Below are 25,188 nucleotides of genomic sequence, written 5' to 3'. Positions count from 1 at the left end.
GATTTTTATCTTTCAAAGGACAACTCTTTGATCGGTTTTACCCCGATACCGGGCTGGTCGGAGGCGATGATCTTCCCGTTCTCAAGTTTTGCCCCCTCGAAACAATCATTCCCTATCAGGAGCGCTCCGTCGAGATCGGCAAAATCCATTCCCGCATAGAGCTGGGCGGCAGCAGATATGGCACAGGAAGTCTCTGTCATACAACCTATCATCACCTTCATCCCCAATGAACAGGCCAGTTCCCGCATTTTCCACGCTTCAAGCATGCCTGTGCACTTCATCAACTTGATATTGATCCCTGAAAAGACGCCTTTCATACGCTCCACATCGGAGAGCCGCTGTACCGACTCATCGGCAAAAACGGGAAGGGGGCTTTCTTCGGTAAGCAGGGCAATGTTATACAGATCGTGCTTCGGCATGGGTTGTTCCACCATCACTACGCCCCTCTCTTTCATCCAGAAAATCATATCGAGTGCCTGACGGCGGTCTTTCCATCCCTGGTTGGCATCCACCGCCAACGGGAGATCGGTTTCAGAGCGGATGGCTTCGATCATCCTCTTATCGTCCGGACCACCCACCTTCACCTTCAGGATATTGAACCGGCCAAGCGCTTCACGCGTCTTTTCGCGCACCACCTCATCGGTATCGATACCGATGGTAAAAGTGGTATCTGGCACATCATATTTGTCCAATCCGCGCATCTTATGCCACGGCGCCCCCTCGATTTTCCCCACCAAGTCATGCAAGGCGATGTCCACAGCCGCTTTCGCCGCGGTATTGCCCACGGCAATGCCATCGACATACGACATGATTTCTTCGATATGACCATTGGGGGTGAAAACGGAAAGATCCACTTTCTTCAGGAATTCGATCACCGAGGCCTGTGTTTCACCCAGATAAGGTGGCAATGAGGCTTCGCCATACCCTTCCAGGCCGTGGTATTCTATTTTGGTCAACACGATGGGTGTGGTGGTACGTGAAAACCCGGAAATGGTAAAAGTATGATTCAACTGCAAGTGGTAGGGAGTCCAGGATAGTTTCATTTTATCAGTGGAAATTTTAGATAATTTTTTCACGGATGCGATCGCGGGAAATGATGGCGCCGCCAATGCCATCGTCGCCAACGCCGATGAACGTATAAATTGACGTCTGTTCTGTGTCATTGCTTATAAAATTCATTTTCAAAAATATTTTCAATCCCCGGCGTACCCACCTCACCAATAATCCTTTTGGTGCGCAGGTAACGGTTCGCGTTAAATTCATCATACAGCGGATCGGCAGGATCCAGGCTGTTGATATGGACATAATCGGAAGCATGGATAAACCGCTTATTACCCATATATATGCCGACATGCACTACACGCTCTTTCGGACTATCATCAGTGGCTTTCGAGCCGAAAAACAACAAGTCTCCGGGCAAGGCGCCACTGAAATCTCCGGAGGAGTCTATCAGCTTCCCGCAATGAACCTGCTGGGAGGCATCCCGTGGTAGAATAATAGCGTGCATAAAATAGACTGTCTTGGTAAATCCGCTACAGTCCAAGCCCTTGGAAGAGGTCCCTCCCCACAGGTAAGGCACTCCCATAAACCGGTACGCGCTATTCACAATACTTTCGCCGGCCAGGTCCATACTTTTCAACCAGTCAGTCGTTTCTTTGGCATCCGATTTGCGGACATAGGCTTCACGCCCGTCAGGGTATACTACCTGATAAAATCCCTCTTTTTCACCTTTTACAACCAGCATGTTGCCGACCACCAGGTCGGAAACCGGGGGAAAATCGCTGTCCGCCCTTTGCTGGGATCGCGCAAAAACGGATGTAACAACAACCTTCGGTTGCCGCAGATATTGCTGCCGTTCCGACTGTGTCATCGCCCTTACCGATCCGTTGATCCAGCCGATGTATTTATCCGGGGTCTGAATGCGGCACCATCCTCCACGCTTTTCCAATATCTTTACCGGCATGCCCAGCAGTCCCTGCGACACCAGCTCGGAACCGTAGCGGGGTTCGGCACGAAGCGTCCCGACAGAATTATAAATCACACCCCATATTGCGTCACCCAGTTCCTTATCGGGTAAAAGGCGGATACTCTCTTCCATCTGCCCTGGCATACTGCCGGCCAGCAGGATCAATTCCTCATAAGCAGGCATACTGGTCGTTTCACCTTGAAGCACAATGGTATCCTTTCTCTGTGTTGCCACAATGTCAAACACCTCCACACGGCTATCAGGGGCGTGTTTCTCCTTTAAGCGTTGAATCACAGAGTCCATGTCACAATGCTGAGGCGTAACAGATAACGTTGAAAAAAGCATAAGAAATAAAAAAACCGTTTTTTGCATTTTAATTACCGCTATTAGGAAACCGTGAAAATCCAAATCCATCAGAAGAATGCTGACAATGGATTAAAAAATTCAAAACAGCTTCTAAAATTGTGCGAAATATACGACTTTTTATTGAACTGAAATTAATTGAACGAAAAATTTAGATAAGACACAGAATATCATTATCTTTGCTTTTATCACATCAGAACTCGCATATTATGAGAAGAGTAAAGCAACAACATCTCATTCCGGTATTCATTATCGTCCTTTGTGGTACAGGGATGGTCACCTGTGCGTCGAACCATACAAAAAAACAGCAGAAAAAAACAGATATCCCTATGACAGATCTCTCCCGGCCGCACCGCGAAGCCAAAAAACTTGCCAAAGAATTGAGAAAAAAAGGTATTTCCGACGAACGTGTCTTAACCGCTATTGGTAACGTCCCGAGGCATTCCTTTATCGATGAACAACTCTGGGCATATGCTTATCAGGATCGTCCGTTACCCATCGAAAGCGGACAGACCATCTCTCAACCCTTCACGGTGGCCTATCAGACCCAACTACTTCAACCGCAAGCAGGCGAAAAAGTGTTGGAGGTAGGCACAGGCAGCGGATATCAGGCGGCAATATTATGTGAGATGGAGGCGGAGGTCTACACTATAGAGAGGTATCACAATTTGTATCAGACCGCCCAAGAGACACTCAATAAACTGGGATATTATCCGCACCTCTTTTTTGGTGACGGCTTTGAAGGGCTCCCCGAACATGCGCCTTTTGATAAGATCCTGATCACCGCCGCGCCGGAGAAGATCCCGGAAAAACTCTTGCAACAATTGCGGGTGGGAGGATGGATGGTGGTTCCTGTAGGTGGGAGGGCCGGACAAAAAATGACCGTTATCCGACGGGTGAGCGAGAATGAATTCAAGGAATCGGAACACGGGGATTTTATCTTTGTCCCCATGCAGGAAGGGACTGTAGAATAGAAAATCCCTTTCACCAATAAAGAAGCTGCCGTTGAATTTCTCCAACGGCAGCAGGCAATTGAGCCAACAGGGAAGTTTTATTTACCGATTGGCAAACGGCTCAATTGCCTTATATGCCGCACATCGGTATAATCGTACTGGTATATGCCGTCTTCGGCTATCATCATCAACACATTATTGAAGGGAATCACGTCAAGCCCGTTTATTTCCTTGAAATGCGCCAATATGTTATCCTTGTGCATAATGGTGGTGGGATCTTCCGCATTGAATATCCTCAGGCCGTCGTCACAGACAAAAAGCGTTCCATTGTCTATTCCCAGGCCCTTCGGGTTTTGCATATTGTAAGTCACAATGTGTTTGGGTTGCTTTACGTTGCTCACATCCACAATAATCAATGAGTTGGCATTTTGTCCGCAGAAAGTCCCCGAACGGATCGTCACATAAGCGATATCGTTCTCCACCACTACGGGGTCGCAGCCGAACACGTGGGTAATCATAGACTGGTATTTGGGTTTTAACGGATCTTCTACCGAATAAATGATCATCCCCGTGGGAGTGCCCATGAACAGGCAATTTTTATAACTGAAAATCGTTTCCACGTTAAATCCCACAGGCACATCGTCAGCCACTTTCCCAGGTGTCACTTCCGAGAGATCGAAAATGCCAAGCCGGTTGTTTATCACCGTATAGAGATTGTCCTGATAAATAGCAAACCGCGACATGGAACCGACGGCTCCCACACTTCCTCCCCCATACGAAACGGGATCGTTGTAGACCATCTTTTCGGTCAACCCTCCCCAACTCCACCAGCGGGGTTTATAAGTGCGGACAAGCTCTTTTCTTTCCACGGTTCTCCATCCGACCACAATTCCGTTGTTCCGATCCATCACTTTTTCGTAATCAACATCAAATCCATTTTCGGTGGGAGGTAACGCCTGCGGGAACACCTCTTCTTTCCGTCCTTTGAATAGCGGTTTGGCCGGATCGCGGATGTCGAACCATACCAAATCGATATATGAATCGGCATACAGCACATTATTACGGACGTGCATATCCGCATTTCCCAATAATTCAATAAAAGCAACGTTCCGCGGATTCGACGGATCGCGATTATCCACCACATGGATTCCTTTTTGCGGCTGGGAGATATAGAGGTAACCGTCATAAAAGGCTATCTTCCCCTGTTTCTCAATAGGTCTGGGTTGCTCTACATTCACAGCACTTCTGAATTCGGAAGCCGGCATAAAAACAGGTTCATTCTGTGTGTAGGTTACATATTCATCTACATAATCCCTGCACCCCGGCAAAGCAAACAGGCCGGTCATCAATAGCAAAAAAGTCAGTTTCTTCATTCTTCATTCTTCATTTTTAATTCTTCATTATTCATTCTTAATTATTCATTCTTAATTATTCATTTTTCACTATTCATTCTTCATTCTTCACTTTTCACTTAACCTGCAGCCTTATCCCCATATTCAAGCCGAATATCAACGGATTTTCCGTGCGGGCGCTCATGGGTTGGTTATTGTTAAAATAATATACGATTCTGGGCTCGCCAAACAAGCTCAGGTTACCCTGCAAGCGATAGCTGAAACCGACTCCGCCCTGGGCGGAGAACTGGAATCCTTTGATGTGGCTATACAGGTTGGTGTGGTACACAACGCCGCCATTGCGCTCAATCTCCTGTTTGTACACAGACCGCAGCCCCTTTTCGATACTTCCCCCACCCAACAGATACACTTTCCACGCATCATTCTGCCACAGGGTATATCTCAGGTTCACCGGTATGCCTATATAATGTTGTCGTAACGCGCCCCTATAGATGAAATCATCATTGCGCCGGTAACGTGAAAACAGGTAAGTGTATGACAATCCGGTTTCCAGACTCATATCCTTGGCAACCGCAAAATCAGCCGTCAGGCTGACCGAGACGGGGAGATGATGCACGACCTCAGTATAATCGCCGGGATTAAGCAGATTATAATCACCACCTGAACCCAATCCATTTCCACCATTAAACTTGCCACCCGGAAAATGATAGTCGTGTTGCGGATAAGCCGCATCATAACTTCCTAAAGAGAAATCGAGAGGGGCACCTCCGCTACCCAATGCGGCGATCAGCGACCGAAGCCCCGGTTGTTCCCCAAAACCCACCGTATCTGTTTTCACCATCTCTCCCGGATATGGCGTTCTTTCCGTTGCCGGAAATTCCTCCAATTTCACAGTTGCGGCCAACACCCCAATCACATCGGGCTTTGTTGTCCTTTCGGGAATCATGATCTCTTCCGGTTTTGTGATCTCTGTTGACTTCTCCCTTTCTCTCGGTGCAGAAGCTTCTGCCAGCCCCATAGTTTCTGCCGGCCGTAGTTTCTTTTCCGGTTCTGATGTTTTTTGGGATTCTGATGTTTTTTGGGGTTTCGCAATCCCTACTAATTCCCTATTTTTGTCCGGCTCCCTGCTGTTATCATCAACAATTTGTTTCAAGTCCAACTCTTTATCTGTCCGGCCCTCTGTTTCATCTGATATGATTTCCGGAACGGCTTTCTCTTGTTGGATTTGTTTTTTGGGTTGCGAATGCTCTGTAAGCAACGATTCGTCAGCCAAAGGATTAATCAAAAACAACAACACCACTGCCACGCCTGCTATGCCGGCAGCCGCCCATGGCCAATAGGTAAAAACAGCTCTTTTGGGTGTCGGGAGTCTCTCCGTCAACGAGTCCCACACGCCTGAATCAACAGGCATCTGATGCTCGCGCAGCTTCACCCCGACCCTCCTCGAAAAGTCATCCGGCTTGTCTGTATATTTATCGTCTGACTGCATATTTGCTACCTGTTATTTGTGATCCATTAACTCTGTGACTTTCTTTTGTAACAATTGCCTTGCCCTGAAAAAAAACGACCGCGACGTGCTTTCGGGTATATTCAGCAATGCGGCAATTTCCCGATGGCTAAAGCCCTCCACCGCAAAGAGATTAAAAACCGTCCGATGGGTGTCGGGAAGCTCGTCGATGCAACGGATTAAATCGTCAGCCGTGACCTCTGCCAGATCGGGAACACTCCCGAAACATTCTATCTCAACATCCGTTAACAGTTCCTTTTGCTTCAAGCGATTCTTTTTCCGCATATAATCAAGCGAGGTGTTCACAAAAATTTTCCTTATCCAACCCCCGAAAGAACCTCTTCCCGAATATTGCCCTATCTCGATAAAAATCTTCAAAAACCCTTCCTGCAACACATCTTTGGCATCTTCCACATCGGAGACATAGCGCCTGCATAAAGCCATCATGGACGGAGCGTACTGATCGTACACCTCTTTCCTCGCCCACAATTTTCCCTGCCTGCAAGCAAGTATTAATCGTTGTTCCGACATAAAATTTCCCTGTTTATTATAAAGACGTTCGTTGAAAGCAAAACGTTGCAGAGATACAACAAATATTTGATTAATTTTTTTAGTCTGAGCGTAATTCGAAAAGTGTATGCGTTTAGGCAAAGGAAAAGGTTAACATGGCAATGCGAGAATGAGACGACACGAGAATTAATAATCGGCAGATTTATCAATCCACTAATCAATAAATCAGTAAATCAATAAATCTGCTAACCAATGCACGCTAATAGCTAATATCGCTATTCCGGAAAGGGTCACTCGCTCCCCTTACTGTAATTGGGCGCTTCACGCGTGATCATCACTCCATGTGGGTGACTTTCAACATATCCGGCAGCGGAAATACGGGTGAATTTGGCCTGATGCAGTTTCTTAATATTCTCCGCCCCGCAATAACCCATACCGGAACGAAGTCCACCCACCATCTGATAGATCACCTCCTGCAGTGTCCCTTTGAACGGCACACGGGCTTCGATTCCCTCCGGAACAAGTTTCTTGATATCATCCTCCACATCTTGGAAATAACGGTCTTTCGAACCCTGCTGCATGGCAGAGAGTGATCCCATTCCCCGATAAGATTTGAATTTACGGCCATTAAAGATAATCGTCTCGCCCGGCGACTCTTCGGTACCGGCAAGCAATGAGCCCATCATCACCGAAGAGCCTCCGGCGGCCAACGCTTTCACAATATCTCCCGAATAGCGCAATCCCCCGTCGGCAATCACAGGCACACCCGTGCCTTTCAGCGCGGTAGCCACTTCATAGATAGCCGACAACTGGGGTACCCCTACCCCCGCAATTACACGGGTGGTACATATCGATCCGGGACCTATTCCCACCTTTACGGCATCGGCACCGGCATCGGCCAGAAATCTGGCGGCATCTCCGGTAGCAATATTACCCACCACCACATCGATTTCGGGGAAGGTCTTCTTCACCAGTCTAAGCATCTCTGCCACCCCTTTGGAATGGCCATGCGCGGTGTCGATGACAATCGCATCCACACCCGCCTCAATAAGGGCTGTCGCCCTTTCTACGGAGTCGCGCGTCACACCAATTCCCGCCGCCACACGCAGCCGCCCCTGTTCATCTTTGCAGGCAAACGGCTTATCCTTGGCTTTTGTGATATCTTTATAGGTGATCAGACCGACCAACTTATTATTGGAATCGACCACGGGTAATTTTTCGATTTTATATTGCTGAAGAATCTCCGCGGCATCCTCCAGGTTAGTCGTCTGACGGGTAGTGACCAGATTCTCCTTTGTCATCACTTCACTGATCCGCTTGTCCATCGACTTCTCAAAACGGAGATCCCGGTTCGTGACGATACCTTCCAGTTTATTGTCCCTGTCCACCACGGGAATTCCGCCGATTTTGAACTCGGCCATCATGGCCAGCGCATCAGAGACTTTCTTGTCAGGGGTAATACTGATAGGGTTCAGGATCATTCCGTTTTCGGCACGTTTCACCGCACGCACCTGTTTGGCCTGCTCCGCAATGCTCATATTCTTATGGATCACACCGATCCCTCCCTCGCGGGCAATAGCGATAGCCATCGTGGTTTCGGTCACCGTATCCATGGCTGCCGAAACCATGGGAATATTAAGCGATATATTTCTGGAAAACTGAGTGGAGAGATCTACATTCTTGGGGAGCACCTCCGAGTAAGCGGGGACTAACAGAAGGTCGTCGAAAGTCAACCCTTCCATGATGATTTTATCTGCAATAAATGACATAAGATTTTACCTTTATTTTTTATTGCATACAAAAGTAGGTATTTTTTCGCGAATTAATGGGATAGAGGATGTTAATTTTAATGACAGATTCGCTTAAGTCCGGGAAACAGCCAATATTCGGCACGAAGTCATACGAATAAAAGAATTATTCATTCGTCATATAAACAAGCTATTATCAACAGCGTCATTGAAGTTCTTGTCTACAGAGTTATCGCGCTAGGGCAAGATACTCAATTTTTTAAATATTTTGGTAATATGCTCAATAGAGTAATCGACCTGCTCTTTGGTATGTGTGGCCATCAACGAATAGCGGATCAGGGTGTCGCCGGCAGAGACTGCCGGTGAAACTACCGGATTGACAAAGATACCTTCTTCGAAGAGAAGCTTGGTGACAAGGAAAGTCTTGTCATTGTCACGCACATAAAGCGGCATAATGGGTGTCGCGGTCGGACCCAGTTCAAAACCTCTCTCCTCAAATTGTTTGATGGCATAATGAGTCAGCTCCCATAATGTTTTCACCCGTTCGGGCTCCGCCTTCAATATATCCAGGGCGGCGGATGCGGCGGCAGTGGCTCCGGGAGTAATACTTGCGCTAAATATGTTTGTACGGGCGTTGTGACGCAGGAAGTTGATAACAGGGTAATCACCGGCAATGAATCCGCCTATCGACGCGAGTGATTTGCTGAAGGTGCCCATTACCAGATCCACATCATTGAGCAAACCGAAATGATCGCACACCCCCCGCCCGCTGTATTTCCGGCCGAGAACACCCAGACTGTGGGCCTCATCGACCATAATATTGGCGTTGTATTTCTTGGCCAACTTCACAATCTCGGGCAGATTAGCCAAGTCTCCCTCCATGCTGAAGACACCATCGACAACAATCAACTTCACCTTTCCCTGGTGACACCGTTTCAACTGTTTCTCCAAATGCGCCATATCGTTATGGCGGAATTTAAACTTTGTCGAATAAGAAGTGCGAAGTCCCTCTATAATGGAAGCATGGTCTCTTTCATCCCAGATAATGAAATCATCCCTTCCTGTCAGACATCCCAATACGCCTTCGTTGACGGTGAAACCGGTTGAAAAAACAATAGCCTCGTCCTTATTCATAAAGTTGGCTAATTTCCGTTCCAACTCCAGGTGAATATCGAGTGTGCCGTTCAGGAAACGGGAACCGGCCATTCCGGTACCATATTTTTTGGTTGCGGCAACGGCCGCCTCTTTCACTTTAGGATGATTGGTCAACCCCAGATAGGCATTTGAGCCGAACATCAACACTTTTTTCCCGTTGATGACGACCTCGGTATCCTGATCGCTCTCAATAGCCCGGAAATAGGGGTAGATACCCGCCGCCTTTGCACGCTGCGGAGCATCATATTTCATCATTTTTTCCCTTAAAAGATTCATCTGAAAAAAATTTAAAGAATAAGCCCCCACTTAAAAAAGTACCGGAAGCATCTTTTCAATCATGAACGCAATCAATTTGCAAAGATAGCAATTAATTTAATTCTTGAAGTAGGGTTAATTTTTGAAATATGAAGGATACCTTTTGAAACTATGCCCTTTTAAACATTTTAATCTGAAAAACGTTTTAACATCAGCAGATATTAATATGATAAACAAGAAGAACTATGGTAAGTAAAGAATTAGAAGTGGCAATCAACAAACAGATTAATGCCGAACTCTGGTCGGGTTATCTCTATCTTTCCATGTCGGTACATTTTGCGCACCAAGGTCTCCCGGGTTTCGCCAACTGGTTCAAGGTGCAATTCAAGGAAGAGCAGGATCATGCCCATAAGTTGATGAATTATCTTATATCGAAAGGAAACCGGGTGGAATTACAACCCATCGACAAGGTAGACACCTCGTGGGATTCGCTACTGCACGCCTTCGAAGTGACATTGGAACATGAAAGGGAAGTGACCGCCCTGATCAACAACTTGGTAGGCATGTCTCGCAGAGAGAATGATTTTGCCACCGAGAATATGCTGCAATGGTTTGTTCGCGAACAGGTGGAAGAGGAAGAAACAGCCCAGGGCATGATTGACGGATTAAGGCTGATCGGCGATAATGGTTTTGGTATTTACACGATGGACAAGGAGTTGTCCGAAAGGAGTTATACTCCCCTCGACACCACTGACGGCAGCGAATAATTTTCACACCGTGCCGGCTACCGACGTGATACCCTCTTTCACGATCTTCTGGTTGCTGTTTGATTTTCTGGGCATGGGGAAAGAAAAAGGTCATTTCGGGAAAAATCCCAAAACCGGTTTCGTAAAAGTGCGGCAATAAATACAAGTGCCATTCAATAGCAAATAATTCCATAACCACAAAGAATATAATAATCGTATGCATTACAAAAAGGTTTTGGTCGCCGTAACAGCGATATTTTTATTGCTTTCCTGTTCCTCCGGAGCTTCAAACAAGACAGAAAGTTCCCTCTTGTGGAAAATATCAGGAAATGGATTACAGAAACCATCCTATATTTTCGGGACACATCACCTTGTCCCCGTCTCCTTCCTGGAGAGCATCGCGGGAATCGAGGCTGCCTTTGAGGAGACAGAACAGACCGTGGGTGAACTCGACATGCGTAATATGACCGAGATGCAGATGAAAATCATGGGTGAAGGCATGCTGCCACCCGATGTCACCTATGCGACATTACTCTCCGGCGAGGACGCGGCCCTATTGGACAGTATGCTCCACGCCGTAGTGGGAGCAGGTCTCGACCAACTGGGGCAACTCAAACCGGCCATGTTGTCCAATCTGATCTCCATCTCACTCTACCAGCGATATTATCCTTCCGTAGCTTCGGCACAAAACATCGATTATTACTTTCAGGAAGAGGCACTGAAGCGGTCGCGCCCCGTGGTGGGGCTTGAAACCGCTGAAGACCAGATCTACCTCCTGCTGAATTCACAAACCTTGGAGCGTCAGGCAGAAATGCTGGCCTGTATGATAAAACATCCGGAACTGCTGAAAGAGCAGATGGATGAAATGCAGGCCGCTTACCATGCTCAGGATATCCAGTCCCTGCGGAAACTGTACGAAAAGGAAATACCCGACGATCCCTGTCCTTCCACGGAGGAGGAGAAAAAGATGCTGAACGGCGACCGCAACAAGAAGTGGTTAGAGAAATTACCCTCTATCATGGAGGAAAAATCCGCGTTTATTGCTGTCGGCTGCCTGCACCTGCCGGGAGATGACGGACTGATTGAAGGACTGAAGAAATTGGGATATAATGTGGAAGCGGTCAGCCGATAACTTTCCATTATCTATTCTCGCCAGACCGCACAAAATTTATCTTTTTTCCAGCAACACCACATTCTCCACATGATGCGTGTGGGGGAACATGTCGACGGGTTGGACACGGGCAACCCTGTACTTTCCGTCGAGCAAACTCAGATCGCGCGCCTGTGTGGCAGGATTACAACTTACATACACAATCCGCGCCGGTTCAGCCACAAGGATCGCGTCGATCACGTCGTTATGCATGCCTGCCCGGGGCGGATCGGTGATGATCACATCGGGACGCCCGTGCTCAGAAATAAACTCGGCGGTGAGCACATCTTTCATATCGCCTGCGAAAAAGAGTGTGTTGCCGATTCCGTTCCGTAGGGAGTTCTCCTGTGCATCGCGGATGGCTTCCGGCACGTATTCTATCCCCACCACCTTTCCGGCATTCCGCGCCACGAAATTGGCAATGCTGCCGGTACCGGTGTAAAGGTCGTAGACCGTCTCCTTTCCTGACAATTGTGCAAAATCACGCGCTACTTTATAAAGATTATACGCCTGTTCGCTATTGGTCTGGAAAAACGATTTGGAACCGATTTTGAATTTAAGCCCTTCCATCTCTTCGTAAATATGATCACGTCCGCGCCATACAATCACTTCCTGATCAGTGATCGTATCGTTGGCTTTTTGGTTGACGATATAGAGCAATGAAGTGATTTGCGGAAATTCTCCGGCAATAAAATTCATCAGTTTCTCTCTTTTCTCCGGATCATCTTCATAAAATACCACAATCACCATCCATTCTCCAATGGAACTGTTGCGGATGATAAGCGTACGCATCAGTCCCACCTGGTTGCGAAGGTCGAAAAAGGTGTAACCGTTCTCCAGGCAAAACTCCCGGACTGCATTCCTGATCTGGTTGGAGAGATCATCCTGTAGCCAGCATTTATCGATATCCAACACCTTATCGAACATGCCGGGGATATGAAAACCCAGCGCATTCATATTGTCGAACGTCTCATTGCTTACGATTTGCGCCTCAGTCAGCCACTTTTTATTGGAAAAAGTGAATTCCAGCTTATTCCGGTAAAAGGTCGTAGCGGGTGCACCCAAGATAGGGTTAATGCCGGGCAGGTCGATTTTCCCTATCCGCTCCAGGTTATCCGTCACCTGCCGGTACTTCTGATTCAACTGCTCGTTATAAGGCAACATCTGCCACTTACAACCGCCACAGACTCCAAAATGGATACAAAACGGCTTGGTTCTCCTTTCCGAATACTTCTCAAAGCGCACCACCCTACCCTCGGCAAAACTGTTCTTTTTCCGCGTCAGCTGAATATCCACCACATCTCCGGGTACCGCAAAAGGTACAAAGACAGCCATGCCGTCCACCTTGGCAATCGCTTTACCCTCGGCTGCCACATCAGTAATAAGTATGTTTTCCAATAAGGGAAGTTGCTTTTTCTTTCTTGCCATCTGTCTCACTTTACAACTACAAAGATAAAATTTATCCACTGATTTCTTTTATACATCATAAAACAAAATCAGGTTTGTCCGTTGAAAAGGATTTCGGATACACGGCCTTAGCGCTCTTTGCAAATTAGTGTACTCTTTTAATCAGAGAGCTCAATAAAGTCAATACCGATCTGATTTTTATCCGCTGGCATCAAATATTCCATATTCAGGAGATTCCTCCCTCTATTAATCACTACATTCTTCAATGTATATTCATTGATTATATCATTCTCTTCGAATGAATCTATAATTACACCATCTCCCTGATTAATTGAAAGTGAAAAAGTTCCATACTTCGGACCTTTGGAAAATTGAATTGTCACATCAGACACCCGCTCCTCATTTGAGAAAAAAGATAGCGTAAGAGTATCTTTTGGTTTCATATCACTCCAAAAAACCTGCATATTATTACTCCATCCTCTGTTAACATTGTTGCTGTAACGAAAATTACCTCCTGTTACTTTTTCTAATATCATATTCTCAGCTTCTACCTTATTATTCACTATTACAGGTGAAACTACATCTTCGCGACTCATTGCTACGGGAAAAGATGCATCCGACAGGTTTGAACGAGGAATATTTTTTATATCTGTGGGACTGATGTACCAAAAAGTAATGGGTGAAAAATGGATCACAGCCTTTGTCCAATGCCACATCTCCATGTCAAATCTTAAAGATTTTTCGAAGGGTATTGCATCCAGTGAGCGAAACCTGACATTGTTTGTATACCCCGGATCAAAATTCCCACTGCCATCCGGTTGAGCTATAAAAGGATGTCCTGTAAATTTTTCCGGCCGACACCATGCGTATCCGTAATAATCTTCAGTTCCTGTTCCGAAATGCGAAGGAAAAGATTCACCGTCGACATATATTTTCTCATCACCTTCTCCCCACCATGCGTAGACAGTATTGAACAAAGTTAAGCAGTCCCCGACATACACTCCTCGTCCTTTTAACTTCACGTAATTTATATCGAAGGGAAAACCGTCTCCTTCATTATTTTTCATTTCCCCTGTTCTTAAAAAGCTATATTGTTTCCAGGTCGAACAAAAATACATTGTGTTTTTCGTCCATTTATAGGGAAGAGTGATGATCTCCGCATGGTCAATCTTCACATCTTGATCCCCTCTGTTTTCAAGCAAAATATCACATTTTCTCTTAAAAGGCATTACCCAATAACAAGACATAGTGCCGTCATCTTCAATTTTCGTGTACCATGAACTGTTTTTTCTTATTTTATACCCGGTCCCGAAAAAGTCGCCTATGGGACAACTAATTGCCTTCTTACCATCGAACAAAATATGAATTATTGTACTGCGTAATGCCTGTTCATAATTCCCGGCATTCATCCTGAGGGTTATTTTGCGTATTGCTGAATGATCGTTATGTATAGTCAAATTCAGATTTTCACCCACAGGAATTAATCCTTGCAATGTGTCTTTTTTCATTTCCTGTGAAATGAGGACATCCTTATCTGTTAGCTTTTTCTGAGTCGTATCTATCAGTTCTTTTGCGGCAAGCAACTGGGACATTTCAAAGGTTTTTACTTGCGTTTTACTTTCATATATACGATAATTTATATTGTAATATATGGCTTCTTCTTCCCCGCTTTTAGCTCCCATGCTCTTTATATTATCGCTCTCGTAAGTAATTTTGCATTTGTCGGAATAAGGTATTGGTAAATAAAGATTATGCCCTCTCATACCATAATCCGTCAGGTCCGATACGGAACTCGAAAGAGGCGCTCCTACCAATTGTCCCCCGCTGATAATGCTTAAAGCGTCGCCCTCAATTGCGGGGATAGAATAATCATCGAGATATATCCTTAATATCCCTCTCCCTGAATCTTTACCGGAAAAAGTCATCCATATACGGACAATTGCCCCGGGACCTTTTGCATCCATCAGGACATATTCTTTTCGATCATGATCGACTTCTGTTCTTAAAAACATGTTCCGGTCCCAATTGGCAAACCAGCTTTTGAGATCAGGATCTACAGATGCCCTGTCATAACTGCTGAATTGTCTACATGTATAAAATGGCGAGGGGTATTCCGCCAGATTTTCTCTATCTGTCATTTCTTGCAGAAGACTTTCGAATGACACAACCTGTTGGGTATAGGTAACGTTGAAACTTATCAGTAACATAAAAAACAATATCCCCAGTTGATGGACTGTTGAATTCATGCTATTTTCTTATTAAATACAAATTCATGAAAACCAAAGTTAATTCATAAATTTGCTGTTGAAGAAAATATTGTGCCATAAAAGTGTAATATTTTCTCATCAAAGTTCTATTTAACTGTTTTTATAAACCAGAGACCATTCACTCCTGCAAAGAAACATGGTGGTTGGATACTGGATGATACTGATTTGAATTTCAATTTATAAATTGTAAAGATCATGAAGCCGAAGGTACTTGTCCTGTTTTATTTGTGTTTTTTCAATGGTATCCTTGTGAAGGGTTCTGATTACTATTTCAGAAATATGGCTGTGGAGGATGGCTTATCACAAAATATGGTCTATTCCATCATGCAGGATAAAACCGGCTTTATGTGGTTTGGCACAATGGATGGTTTGAATAGATACGATGGCATACAATTCAGGATCTTTAAGAAAGGAAATGGAGAAGCATATACAATCGGTTCAAATAAAATTTTCTCAATACTTCAGAATGAGGATGAAAAAATTTGGATTGGAACAGCGAACGGGATTTACATCTACGATCCTTTATATGAAAGTTTCAGTCGATTCAATGTGCAATCGGATGAGGGAGGAGAAATAGATGGGATTGTAAGAGATCTGAAGTCGGATAAAGAGGGTAATGTATGGATAATAGTTCAAGACAAAGGAGTATATTGTTATTGCCAGGGTAATTTGAAAAGCTATCTATTAGGGGATACACATGTAAGAGAGCTCCTATTCGATACCAGGGATAACCTATGGGTCGCTACACACGGAAGGGGTTTGTTGAAAATCAATACCGAAAGTGCCGAAACTGCACAGTTTTTATTGGATGAAGAAAAAATAGACAGCCCAGACAATAGTATTAATGTAATTCTCTCGTACAATTCTCATTATATGCTCGTCGGAACAGTAAATAAGGGAGTGCAGAAATTCGATCTGGAAAATGAGACTTTCACTCCATTTCTGGAAAAAGGAAACGATGGAAAACCGCTTTTTGTAAGATGCATGATCAAGACGGAGAATCAGGAATTGTGGATCGGAACGGAAACAGGGATCTACATCTATGATCTTAAATCGGAGAAATATCTTAACCTGAAGCATATTTATAATGATCCTTACTCATTGTCGGATAACGCGATTCACAGTCTGTTTCAGGACAGGGAAGGCGGAATATGGGTCGGCACTTTTTTTGGGGGGATTTGCTATTTCAACTACGCTTTTTCACAGTTTGAGAAATATTATCCCATTGTTGGGGAAAATTCAATTAGCGGAAAAAGTATCAGTGAATTTTGTGAAGATTCTTCCAAAAAAATATGGATTGGAACGGAAGATGCCGGTCTTAACTGGTTCGATCCTCTAACGAAAAGTTTTGGAAAAAGCTTTATATCAGCCAAAAATATCCATTCACTGCTGTACGATAAAAACAGGCTTTGGGTGGGTACATTCTCTGAAGGGCTTTATGTTTCGGATCTCCTCACCGGAGAAATAAAGTCATATAAAAATTCATTATCTGAAAATTCCATTAAGGACGATAATATTTATTCCATTTATAAAGACTCTTCCGGTAAAATATGGATTGGTTCAATGACCGGACTTCAATATTTTGACGAGATATCCAGCAATTTCAGGAGAATCAATGAGGATATGATTAATAATCAGGTCAATGACATACTTGAAGATTATAAGGGAATATTATGGTTCGCTACTATTGGAGACGGAATCTTCTCCTACAACAGATTTTCAGACGAATGGTTCCATTATCCATCCACAGTAAATAATACCGACGATACGGGAAAATCTATCATTTGCTTATTGCAAGACAAAAAGAATAGACTTTGGATTGGTACCGAAGGAGCCGGTCTCGGGATTTATGACGTCAATACGAACTCTTTTAAAAGTGCAATCACATCTGATACCGGATTACCGAATGATGTTATTTACAGATTAATAGAAGACAATAAAGGATATATCTGGGGAAGTACCAACAAGGGTATTTTCAGGTTGAATCCCGACAATCTGGATGTGACAGTATATACTCATTCAAACGGATTATTAGGGGATCAATTTAATTACAAATCCGGGTTTAAGAGTTATGACGGGAAAATATATTTCGGGGGAGTAAAAGGATTTGTTGGCTTTATGCCTGATAACCTGGGAATAAATGAATATATACCACCCGTAGTTCTGAATAGTTTTCAAATTCAGAATAAAGAAGTCACACTCACAGAAAAAAATTCGCCGTTAGAAAAATCTATTACTTATACTCATAGTATCAGGGTTCCACACAATGTTTCAGTGTTTAGTATAGGTTTCGCATCTCTAAGTTATACGTATCCCGGAGGGAATATGTATGCTTATAAACTGGAAGGACGTGATAATGAATGGATCTATGCCAATCAGGCACATCAGGTAAATTATTCTGATTTATCACCGGGCAATTATGTTTTCAGAGTAAAAGGATCAAATAGTGACGGCATTTGGAATGAAACAGAAACATCATTAAAAATTGATGTGTTACCCCCCTGGTACAGAACTTTTGCTGCCTACCTGTTTTATATTGTAATGATAAGTGGCATAATATCGTTTAGCATATATATTTTTGTACGCAGGACAAAACGTCGTAACAAACTATTATTGATGGAGATAGAAAATACCAAAGAAAAAGAATTATATACGGCAAAGATCGATTTTTTCACGCATATAACCCATGAGATAAGGACACCTTTAAGCCTGATTAAAATCCCATTAGAAGATGTTATGAAGAATATTGATATAAACAATCCGAATTGGGACAATCTTACAATCGTTCAACGTAATGTTGACCGGTTATTAAAACTGGTCAATGAACTCATGGATTTCAGAAAGACAGAGTCTCAAAGCCTTAGTTTGAATTTCGTAAAAACCGATGTCGTTGGTATTATAAAAGATACGATCAGCCGATTCAAGCCAAGCATGGATGCAAAAAGAATACTATTCAACAATAGTTTTTCAATTGGAAGTATTTATGCCGATGTTGACCGGGAAGTATTTACCAAAATAGTAAGTAATTTATTTTCTAATGCGTTGAAGCAATCTCTTACAGTAATAGAAATGGTATTCAGCCACAATGAAAAAAATTTTACCATAAAAATAGAGAATGATGGGGATACCATTCCGGATGAGTATCTTAAAAAAATATTTGAGCCGTTCTTTAAGTTAAATAGAAATGTACAGGGCACCGGTATAGGTCTTGCATTTGTGAAATCATTAGTAGAACTTCATAAAGGAGCGATATACTGTGATAACTCTAAGCCCGATAGAACTATTTTTGTGATGACGCTACCTATTAATCAGGATTACAGTATAAATATAGATGATGAACAAACAGACAAAATGTACGATACATCATTGAAAACATCACACACCCTACCGATCCATCCTAAAAAACCGAATCATACAATCCTCACAGTGGAAGACAATGAAGAATTTCAAAAGCTTCTTTATAGCCACCTGACAAAAAAATACCACGTATTGCAAAGTAGAAACGGGATGGAAGCCATGAGTATCATGGATAAAGAAAATGTAGATGTAGTGATCTGTGATATAATGATGCCGGTAATGGACGGGTTAGAATTTTGCAAGACGATGAAAGAGAATATAAAATACAGCCATATACCGGTAATCCTGCTAACCTCCAGAACCAATCTGGAATCTAAGATTGAAGGAATAAATTGCGGTGCGGATGAATATATAGAAAAACCTTATTCCGTTGATTATCTTATGGCAAGAATCGACAATTTATTAGAAAACCGAAGGAAGATGCAGGAAGCATTCAAAAATTCACCGGAACTTGCTTTTAAAAGTATTACTCATTCAAAAGCAGATGAAGAATTCCTACAAAAACTGATCGATATTATTCATAATAATTTGGATGAACCCGATTTAAATATAGATAAGTTAGCGGAAGAAATGGCTTTGAGCCGTTCCACTCTTTACCGAAAAGTTAAAAATGTATCGGAACTTTCTCCCAATGATTTTATTCTACTTATCAGACTTAAAAAAGCAGCCGAACTTATTAAACAAAAACAATATCAAATCAATGAGATCGCCTATATGGTAGGTTTCAGCTCTCCAAATTATTTTTCAAAATGCTTCTTCAAACAGTTCGGTGTCACTCCAAAAGATTTTTAATTACCACTTAGACACTGTTCACCTTAGTTTGATACGATTTTGCATTTTTTTGGAACAATAGTTCATTTTCCATAATTTAAACATATTCATCTTTGTGATGATTATGGCGGTATTCAGTGTACTATTTAATTATCAATGCTTTGAAATATTTCTTTTTGTACTATATACTTATATTTTAATTTAAAAATATGAATGCCTATGAGAAAAACCAATTTAGATCTATCAAGAAATGAGAATCGGATAAGATTCAGGTATCTACCAGCTATGGTGAACAGATAAAATCAGTTCCTACGTTTAAAATTGGAAAAAATGAAATAAAATTAATATGATAGTATGAATAACATTAGTCTTCAAAATAACGGTATGATCCTTTCGACATTGGTCGATCGTATGATGAAAAAGGTAAAAATGAGAATATTTTTACTGCTCATTGTTCTTTTCAGCTCGGTTACCTTGTTCGCAAATTCCTCTGAGATTTTTTTAGCTGAAATAAATACTGAAGCGCATAATTCAAGCATTGCGACGGTAATTACCCAGCAAAATAAAAAACGGATTACAGGTAAAGTGTCAGACTCCGGAAAGGGACCTATTATCGGTGCAAATATTATAGAAATCGGTACATCCAATGGAACGGTAACTGATATTGACGGGAATTTCACCTTAGAGGTAAACAACGGTGCTGTATTAAAAATTTCTTATATAGGCTTTCAGGATATGAATTTTGACCCGAAAAACAGATCATATGTTGAAATAATAATGGAAGAGGATACAAAAATTTTAGAAGAAGTTGTTGTTACAGGTGTCGCAAAAGGAACCTCAAAAGAAAAATTATCTTTTACCGTGGAAAAGGTAAGCAACGAAGTCATAAAAGAAGTACCGGGACTCAATGTTGCTTCAACTTTGTCAGGGAAAATGCCAGGTATAAAGGTTTTCTCCACCACTGGAAATCCAATGGATGAACCGGTAATTCAATTACGCGGAACAACCTCATTTACAGGCACATCTCAGCCGTTAATTATTATTGATGGTATTATTACCGCAGGCGTGTTGAAAGATATTAACATGGAAGATGTTGAAAGTATTGAGGTCATCAAAGGGGCGGCCGCGGCTTCTTTTTACGGTTCAAAAGCCGCGGCGGGTGTGGTGAATATTATCACCAAAAGAGGGGGTAATTTGGAAAGCGGAACTTCAAGAGTTACATTAAAAAGCGAGATCGGAGCTAACTGGATAGGTTTTTTACCTTTAAGAACGACCGCCCACGGACATGTAGTCGATGAAAATGGAGAACCCACACGAGGAGTTTTGGACGATGACCAGATCTGGGACAATAAATACAATATGTCCAGTAATTCATATAATGATTTCTTTACTCCCCGTCTTTTCAATTCCACGACTGCAGGCATAACCAGCCGATCCCGGGATGGGGATATGAGTTATTACGCTTCTATTCAATATACGCATAATCCCGGAATCGTGCGTGATCTGGACGGCGTCAAACGACACAGTTTCAGGGTTAATCTCGATAACAGGATTTCCAATACCGTTTCGCTTACCTTATCAAATCTTTACGTAAGGACGATTAATGACCGTCGCTCCGTAAATTTCGACGACATCTATTATGCTGATCCCAATGCCAATTTCTTTGCGGATAATCTGGACGGTACCCCATATAAGGTCAATCCGAATATTGTATCCACTCGTAATAATATTAATCCTCTGTACGATATAAACAATAAAATACAACGCGGGACAGCAAACCGTTTTTTAGGAAATTATGGAATTCGCTATATACCCACCCTCTGGTCAACATTCAGCGTTAATTATAATTTAGATTTTTTCCACTATCAGGATGAAGACCTGACGCCAAAAGGACGCCTTTTGGTGAATTATCCGGATGGAAGCACCCGGGATGAGGGTTATGTATACAAAGGGTCCGGAAATACATTTAAGCATAACTTCGAATTGAGCGGTCTTTTTACGAAATCTTTTGATGACATCACCACCACACTGAAGTTGCAGTATTTATATGAAGACTCAAAATCAGAAGGTTTATGGGGCAACGGGTCCAGACTTGCTGTTTCAGGGATGAACAATACCTCTTTGGAATTGGCCGATCCGGAGACACGAGATCATTCTTCCTGGGGAAGCCGCATTGTGTCCAATAGTTACACCGCAGTAGGTAATCTTGATTATAAAGGCAAATATATCCTGGATGGTCTGGTAAGAAGAGACGGAGCGTCTGTGATTGGAGATGATAACATATGGCAAACATATTATCGGATTTCCGGTGCATGGAATGTAACCGAAGATTTCAAAATACCCTATTTCCAAATGTTTAAACCTCGCATATCGTATGGCACAGCCGGGATCCTACCGGATTATGGTGCCAAATACGAAACCTTCTCTCTTAGCAATGGCACTTTATATGGCGGAGCCCAATTAGGAAATAAAAAACTCAAACCCGCATTATCACAGGAACTTGAAGTTGGGATAGATACGCGTTTTTTAAATCGAATTGATTTGTCTTATACCTACTCAAACAAAAGAAATACCGACTTACCCTATGTGATGACCGTATCAGGTGTAACGGGTTTTCAGTATCAGAATATAAATATTGGAGAGTTTTTTGTACATAGTCATGAAATCTCACTTAATGCGAACCTGCTGCAAAGGAACGACTGGAGATGGGATGCAACCCTAACTTGGGATAAGCTGACAGAGTATGTCGGAGAATTGGGCAGACCGGATTTTACTATCGGATATACAAAAGTCGCATCCCATGAGAAGTATGGAAATCTCTATTCCAGTAAATTTGCAACCTCTCTGGATCAGGTAAAGACAAGCACACTCATAAAACCGGGACAGACGGTTGAGGATGTTTTTACCATTAATAATTATGGATATGTCGTTCGGAAAGATATGATAGGGACCCGGGACGAAGCTAAAATGTCGATATTGGATGAGAATGGTGCAACCTCTCAGAATGAGTTTATCGGAAATATGATCCCTGACTTTAATGTTAATTTAATAAATGTGTTGAATTACAAAAACTGGATGTTCTATTTTACACTCTCATGGCAACAGGGTGGTGTATTATATAATAATACCAAAGTGTATATGTCTTTTGCCGGAAGAAATGCCGCTTTCTGGGATATGTCGGATCGTCCGTGGGAACAAAGGAAGCCTATGTCATATGCGAATCAGCATTCCAGAGCATCATTTACAGAGGATGCTACATTTTTAAAAATGCGGGAAATGTCGTTGAATTATAATCTGACCGCACAACAATTACAAAAATGGGGAATCTCATTCATTAACAGCATCAAATGTGGTGTAGTAGGTAGAAACTTATTTACTCTGACAAAATACTCAGGACCTGATCCGGAAACAAGAACCGTAGAAGGAGGAACATTGAACGGATCGGATACGCCAAAATATCCTTCTGATATCAGAACTATTACAGGCACAGTAACTATTGAATTTTAATTCTTGCAATTATGAAAAAAAAAATATTCATTTCGTATTTTATATTCCTGTATCTGACCGCATGTGAACCATATTTTTCGGGTCTGGATATTAAGAACGATCATCAGCCGGATATTTCAACGGTTATGGGAGATATTAATCAGTATCCCTCTTTGATAAGCGGAGCATATAATAATTGGTGGCATCACATGCTTGCATCCAATGATGGTGATACATGGATATTGGCGACAAATTCAGATGCTTTTACAGCTGGAGCAGGAAACTGGGATCTGCAATCTTATTACTATAGGAGGAACTATGAAAAACCCATGATTCCAAATACGGATAAAAATGCAGGTTTTCCCCGGACATTATGGTATAATCATTACAGTAAAATCAGCACTGTCAGGAACATGCTGGCAACCATAAAAGAAAATCAACTGGTATATCAAGAAGATAACAAGGATCAAACATTTAAAATACTGGCAAATTGCTATTTTTTAATGGGTGCTTTTTATACCGAATTAAGTTTATTATTTGATCAATGTTTTTTAATTACTGAGGATTCTGATCTTCAGTCAATTACTGCTGACAATATCCGACCGGCTCTGGAGACCAAAGAATTAGCCCTTGGCTATTTGGATCAATGTATTGAGATATGCAACGCTCATAGTTTTACAAACTTCGGCGGTCTGTTGCCATCCGATATCGTGGGTAATAATGTTAAACTGAGACAGTTTGCTAATTTCATGGCTGCCAGATCTATAGCGTATCATCCGAGGAACAAGGATATGTATGGATCAGTAGATTGGGCTGAAGTAAAGAAATATATAGCAGAAGGGCTTTCAGAAGATGTAAAAGCAAAGCTACCTCTACAAGGATGGGATGTGTGGTCTTATGCTGCCGCCTCATGGCCGGGAGGCAATCAGTGGGGCAGAGTTGGAATGAGGGTTATTAATATGATGGCTTATCCCGGTGATCCCGGAGCAATTTGGCCGCTTCCAACCGATTTCGGACAAGGTCAGACATTGCCTGAAGCTGATTCTCCAGATTTTAGATTAGGTACCGATTTTGTGTATTATCCCTCTGTGAATACTCCGACAGGTGGTTTATCCTATGACGGATATACAAAATACAGTTCATATGTACTTAATCGTTTTTCGGAAACAGGACAACAATCGGGAGAAGGAGACCTCTATTTTTTCACTAAAGCAGAATCAGATCTCTTATATGCAGAAGCTGCACTCCAGACGTCCGAAATATCCAAAGCGATTCAAATGGTGAATCTCACCCGTGTGAATAGAGGCAGGTTGAACGATATAGATAATAATTCGTCCAAAGAAAAAATTTTAGAGGCGATCTATTATGAACGATTTGTTGAATGCGGATATGCATATACCGCTACTCCATTTTATGATAGACGCCGTACTCCTATCGATAAATTTCAATTGACCACCAGATCGTTCCGTCAATTACCTATCCCAATACTGGAACTTGGCTTCTATGATATTGAATCTTACACTTTCGGTGGAGAACAGGATAAAAATGACCAATATGAGTTTTAATCGTATGTAATAAATAATTTTAATTATATGAAAATCAAAATAATATCTTTTATAATCTTTTCAATATTCGTGATGTCTTGTGATAGATCCGGAATATTTGAAGAATTCCAAAAAGCAACCCCCTGGGAATTTCACGTGCAGGTATTTAGTGACGACAACATGACACAACCCGTTGCCGACGTACTTGTAAATATTTATAAAACCAATCAGGACCGGGACAACAATACGAATATTCTTTCAACACGCAATACTGGTGCAGACGGCGAAGCGGTTTTTTCTTTAAAAGATTTCGAACCCGGTTTGGATACTCAGAAAGCAAAAGGAATTTATTATATAAGAGTTGAAAAAGATGGGATTATTAAAAACGATATAACTCGTTATCTTTTAATGAACGATGGGCATACTTACCACTATATCGTACTTAATTAGCATATCATTTTTATCTTCAATCCATTGTAGGTCTTGTTTATGATATTCTAATATTATAACGAAGAGTACAGAATTAATTGTATGAGGATCTACAATGGATTTATATTAAATTTATTATGCGAATGAATGGAGCATTGGTTAAATATTCTCTTTGTTTTCTGATATCAACCTCGGTATTTTATTTTATTTCTTGTAAGAAGA

Annotated in this window: 16 protein-coding genes; 7 read left to right on the top strand and 9 right to left on the bottom strand. The window is 42.4% G+C overall.

The genetic code is table 11. The features are described 5' to 3' along the window. Nucleotides 1–5 precede the first annotated feature (5 nt). Both D7D25_RS04475 and D7D25_RS04470 read right to left on the bottom strand, forming a co-directional pair. Nucleotides 6–1,163: a dipeptide epimerase gene (locus tag D7D25_RS04475; RefSeq protein WP_122967752.1), complete on the bottom strand. Its 1,158-nt coding sequence runs from the start codon at nt 1,161–1,163 to the stop codon at nt 6–8. After that, a complete protein-coding gene (locus tag D7D25_RS04470; RefSeq protein WP_158602539.1) occupies nt 1,160–2,269 on the bottom strand; it encodes a C40 family peptidase in 1,110 nt (369 codons plus the stop codon). The genes D7D25_RS04475 and D7D25_RS04470 overlap by 4 nt, the downstream gene beginning before the upstream one ends. 269 nt (nt 2,270–2,538) lie before the next feature. Here D7D25_RS04470 and D7D25_RS04465 point away from each other — a divergent pair, with 269 nt between their 5' ends. After that, entirely contained in the window at nt 2,539–3,303 is a 765-nt protein-coding gene (locus D7D25_RS04465) for a protein-L-isoaspartate(D-aspartate) O-methyltransferase (RefSeq protein WP_255417175.1), read from the top strand. A gap of 77 nt (nt 3,304–3,380) precedes the next feature. On the opposite strand, the gene D7D25_RS04460 is transcribed toward D7D25_RS04465, so the two are convergent. The 5 genes from D7D25_RS04460 to D7D25_RS04440 all read right to left on the bottom strand — a co-directional run bounded on the left by D7D25_RS04460 (nt 3,381) and on the right by D7D25_RS04440 (nt 9,830). Continuing rightward, nucleotides 3,381–4,655, bottom strand: coding sequence for an LVIVD repeat-containing protein (locus D7D25_RS04460; protein ID WP_122967750.1), 1,275 nt, complete (start codon nt 4,653–4,655; stop codon nt 3,381–3,383). Nucleotides 4,656–4,749: 94 nt separating this feature from the next. Beyond that, the gene (locus D7D25_RS04455; protein ID WP_122967749.1) at nt 4,750–6,123 is read right to left on the bottom strand and encodes an outer membrane beta-barrel protein; all 1,374 of its coding nucleotides are present in this window, start codon (nt 6,121–6,123) and stop codon (nt 4,750–4,752) included. A gap of 12 nt (nt 6,124–6,135) precedes the next feature. Further along, nucleotides 6,136–6,672, bottom strand: coding sequence for an RNA polymerase sigma factor (locus D7D25_RS04450; RefSeq protein ID WP_122967748.1), 537 nt, complete (start codon nt 6,670–6,672; stop codon nt 6,136–6,138). Nucleotides 6,673–6,941: 269 nt separating this feature from the next. Beyond that, the gene (gene guaB / locus D7D25_RS04445) at nt 6,942–8,420 is read right to left on the bottom strand and encodes an IMP dehydrogenase (protein ID WP_122967747.1); all 1,479 of its coding nucleotides are present in this window, start codon (nt 8,418–8,420) and stop codon (nt 6,942–6,944) included. Nucleotides 8,421–8,636: 216 nt separating this feature from the next. Continuing rightward, nucleotides 8,637–9,830: a pyridoxal phosphate-dependent aminotransferase family protein gene (locus D7D25_RS04440; RefSeq protein WP_122967842.1), complete on the bottom strand. Its 1,194-nt coding sequence runs from the start codon at nt 9,828–9,830 to the stop codon at nt 8,637–8,639. A 224-nt stretch (nt 9,831–10,054) separates the two neighbouring features. On the opposite strand from D7D25_RS04440, the gene D7D25_RS04435 reads away from it, so the two are divergent. Continuing rightward, nucleotides 10,055–10,576, top strand: coding sequence for a ferritin (locus tag D7D25_RS04435; protein ID WP_122967746.1), 522 nt, complete (start codon nt 10,055–10,057; stop codon nt 10,574–10,576). 196 nt (nt 10,577–10,772) lie between these two features. Then, a complete protein-coding gene (locus D7D25_RS04430) occupies nt 10,773–11,687 on the top strand; it encodes a TraB/GumN family protein (RefSeq protein WP_122967745.1) in 915 nt (304 codons plus the stop codon). Nucleotides 11,688–11,723: 36 nt separating this feature from the next. Here D7D25_RS04430 and rlmD read toward each other — a convergent pair whose 3' ends face one another. Together rlmD and D7D25_RS04420 are read right to left on the bottom strand one after the other, a co-directional pair. Continuing rightward, nucleotides 11,724–13,133 (bottom strand): 23S rRNA (uracil(1939)-C(5))-methyltransferase RlmD, encoded by a 1,410-nt coding sequence (rlmD, locus tag D7D25_RS04425; RefSeq protein WP_122967744.1) that lies wholly within the window; start codon nt 13,131–13,133, stop codon nt 11,724–11,726. 137 nt (nt 13,134–13,270) lie between these two features. Beyond that, the gene (locus tag D7D25_RS04420) at nt 13,271–14,794 is read right to left on the bottom strand and encodes a glycoside hydrolase family 172 protein (protein WP_221407953.1); all 1,524 of its coding nucleotides are present in this window, start codon (nt 14,792–14,794) and stop codon (nt 13,271–13,273) included. A gap of 780 nt (nt 14,795–15,574) precedes the next feature. On the opposite strand from D7D25_RS04420, the gene D7D25_RS04415 reads away from it, so the two are divergent. The 4 genes from D7D25_RS04415 to D7D25_RS04400 all read left to right on the top strand — a co-directional run bounded on the left by D7D25_RS04415 (nt 15,575) and on the right by D7D25_RS04400 (nt 24,987). Continuing rightward, nucleotides 15,575–19,528 (top strand): hybrid sensor histidine kinase/response regulator transcription factor, encoded by a 3,954-nt coding sequence (locus D7D25_RS04415; RefSeq protein ID WP_122967742.1) that lies wholly within the window; start codon nt 15,575–15,577, stop codon nt 19,526–19,528. Between the two features lie 408 nt (nt 19,529–19,936). Further along, the gene (locus tag D7D25_RS04410; RefSeq protein ID WP_158602537.1) at nt 19,937–23,014 is read left to right on the top strand and encodes a SusC/RagA family TonB-linked outer membrane protein; all 3,078 of its coding nucleotides are present in this window, start codon (nt 19,937–19,939) and stop codon (nt 23,012–23,014) included. Nucleotides 23,015–23,025: 11 nt separating this feature from the next. Then, complete coding sequence (locus D7D25_RS04405) at nt 23,026–24,558, top strand: RagB/SusD family nutrient uptake outer membrane protein (protein WP_122967740.1); 1,533 nt, start codon at nt 23,026–23,028, stop codon at nt 24,556–24,558. 27 nt (nt 24,559–24,585) lie between these two features. Next, a complete protein-coding gene (locus tag D7D25_RS04400; protein ID WP_148038851.1) occupies nt 24,586–24,987 on the top strand; it encodes a hypothetical protein in 402 nt (133 codons plus the stop codon). The last annotated feature ends 201 nt before the right edge of the window (nt 24,988–25,188 follow it).

The organism is Proteiniphilum sp. X52 (genome assembly GCF_003712195.1).
Lineage (GTDB): Bacteria > Bacteroidota > Bacteroidia > Bacteroidales > Dysgonomonadaceae > Proteiniphilum.
This window is presented reverse-complemented; position numbering and strand designations above follow the sequence as displayed.

Coding starts and splice junctions, on each gene's coding strand:
- D7D25_RS04475 (WP_122967752.1), bottom strand. CDS start 1,163: ATGACACAGAACAGACGTCAATTTATACGTTCATCGGCGTTGGCGACG.
- D7D25_RS04470 (WP_158602539.1), bottom strand. CDS start 2,269: ATGGACTCTGTGATTCAACGCTTAAAGGAGAAACACGCCCCTGATAGC.
- D7D25_RS04465 (WP_255417175.1), top strand. CDS start 2,539: ATGAGAAGAGTAAAGCAACAACATCTCATTCCGGTATTCATTATCGTC.
- D7D25_RS04460 (WP_122967750.1), bottom strand. CDS start 4,655: ATGAAGAAACTGACTTTTTTGCTATTGATGACCGGCCTGTTTGCTTTG.
- D7D25_RS04455 (WP_122967749.1), bottom strand. CDS start 6,123: ATGCAGTCAGACGATAAATATACAGACAAGCCGGATGACTTTTCGAGG.
- D7D25_RS04450 (WP_122967748.1), bottom strand. CDS start 6,672: ATGTCGGAACAACGATTAATACTTGCTTGCAGGCAGGGAAAATTGTGG.
- guaB (WP_122967747.1), bottom strand. CDS start 8,420: ATGTCATTTATTGCAGATAAAATCATCATGGAAGGGTTGACTTTCGAC.
- D7D25_RS04440 (WP_122967842.1), bottom strand. CDS start 9,830: ATGAATCTTTTAAGGGAAAAAATGATGAAATATGATGCTCCGCAGCGT.
- D7D25_RS04435 (WP_122967746.1), top strand. CDS start 10,055: ATGGTAAGTAAAGAATTAGAAGTGGCAATCAACAAACAGATTAATGCC.
- D7D25_RS04430 (WP_122967745.1), top strand. CDS start 10,773: ATGCATTACAAAAAGGTTTTGGTCGCCGTAACAGCGATATTTTTATTG.
- rlmD (WP_122967744.1), bottom strand. CDS start 13,133: ATGGCAAGAAAGAAAAAGCAACTTCCCTTATTGGAAAACATACTTATT.
- D7D25_RS04420 (WP_221407953.1), bottom strand. CDS start 14,794: ATGGGAGCTAAAAGCGGGGAAGAAGAAGCCATATATTACAATATAAAT.
- D7D25_RS04415 (WP_122967742.1), top strand. CDS start 15,575: ATGAAGCCGAAGGTACTTGTCCTGTTTTATTTGTGTTTTTTCAATGGT.
- D7D25_RS04410 (WP_158602537.1), top strand. CDS start 19,937: ATGAGAATATTTTTACTGCTCATTGTTCTTTTCAGCTCGGTTACCTTG.
- D7D25_RS04405 (WP_122967740.1), top strand. CDS start 23,026: ATGAAAAAAAAAATATTCATTTCGTATTTTATATTCCTGTATCTGACC.
- D7D25_RS04400 (WP_148038851.1), top strand. CDS start 24,586: ATGAAAATCAAAATAATATCTTTTATAATCTTTTCAATATTCGTGATG.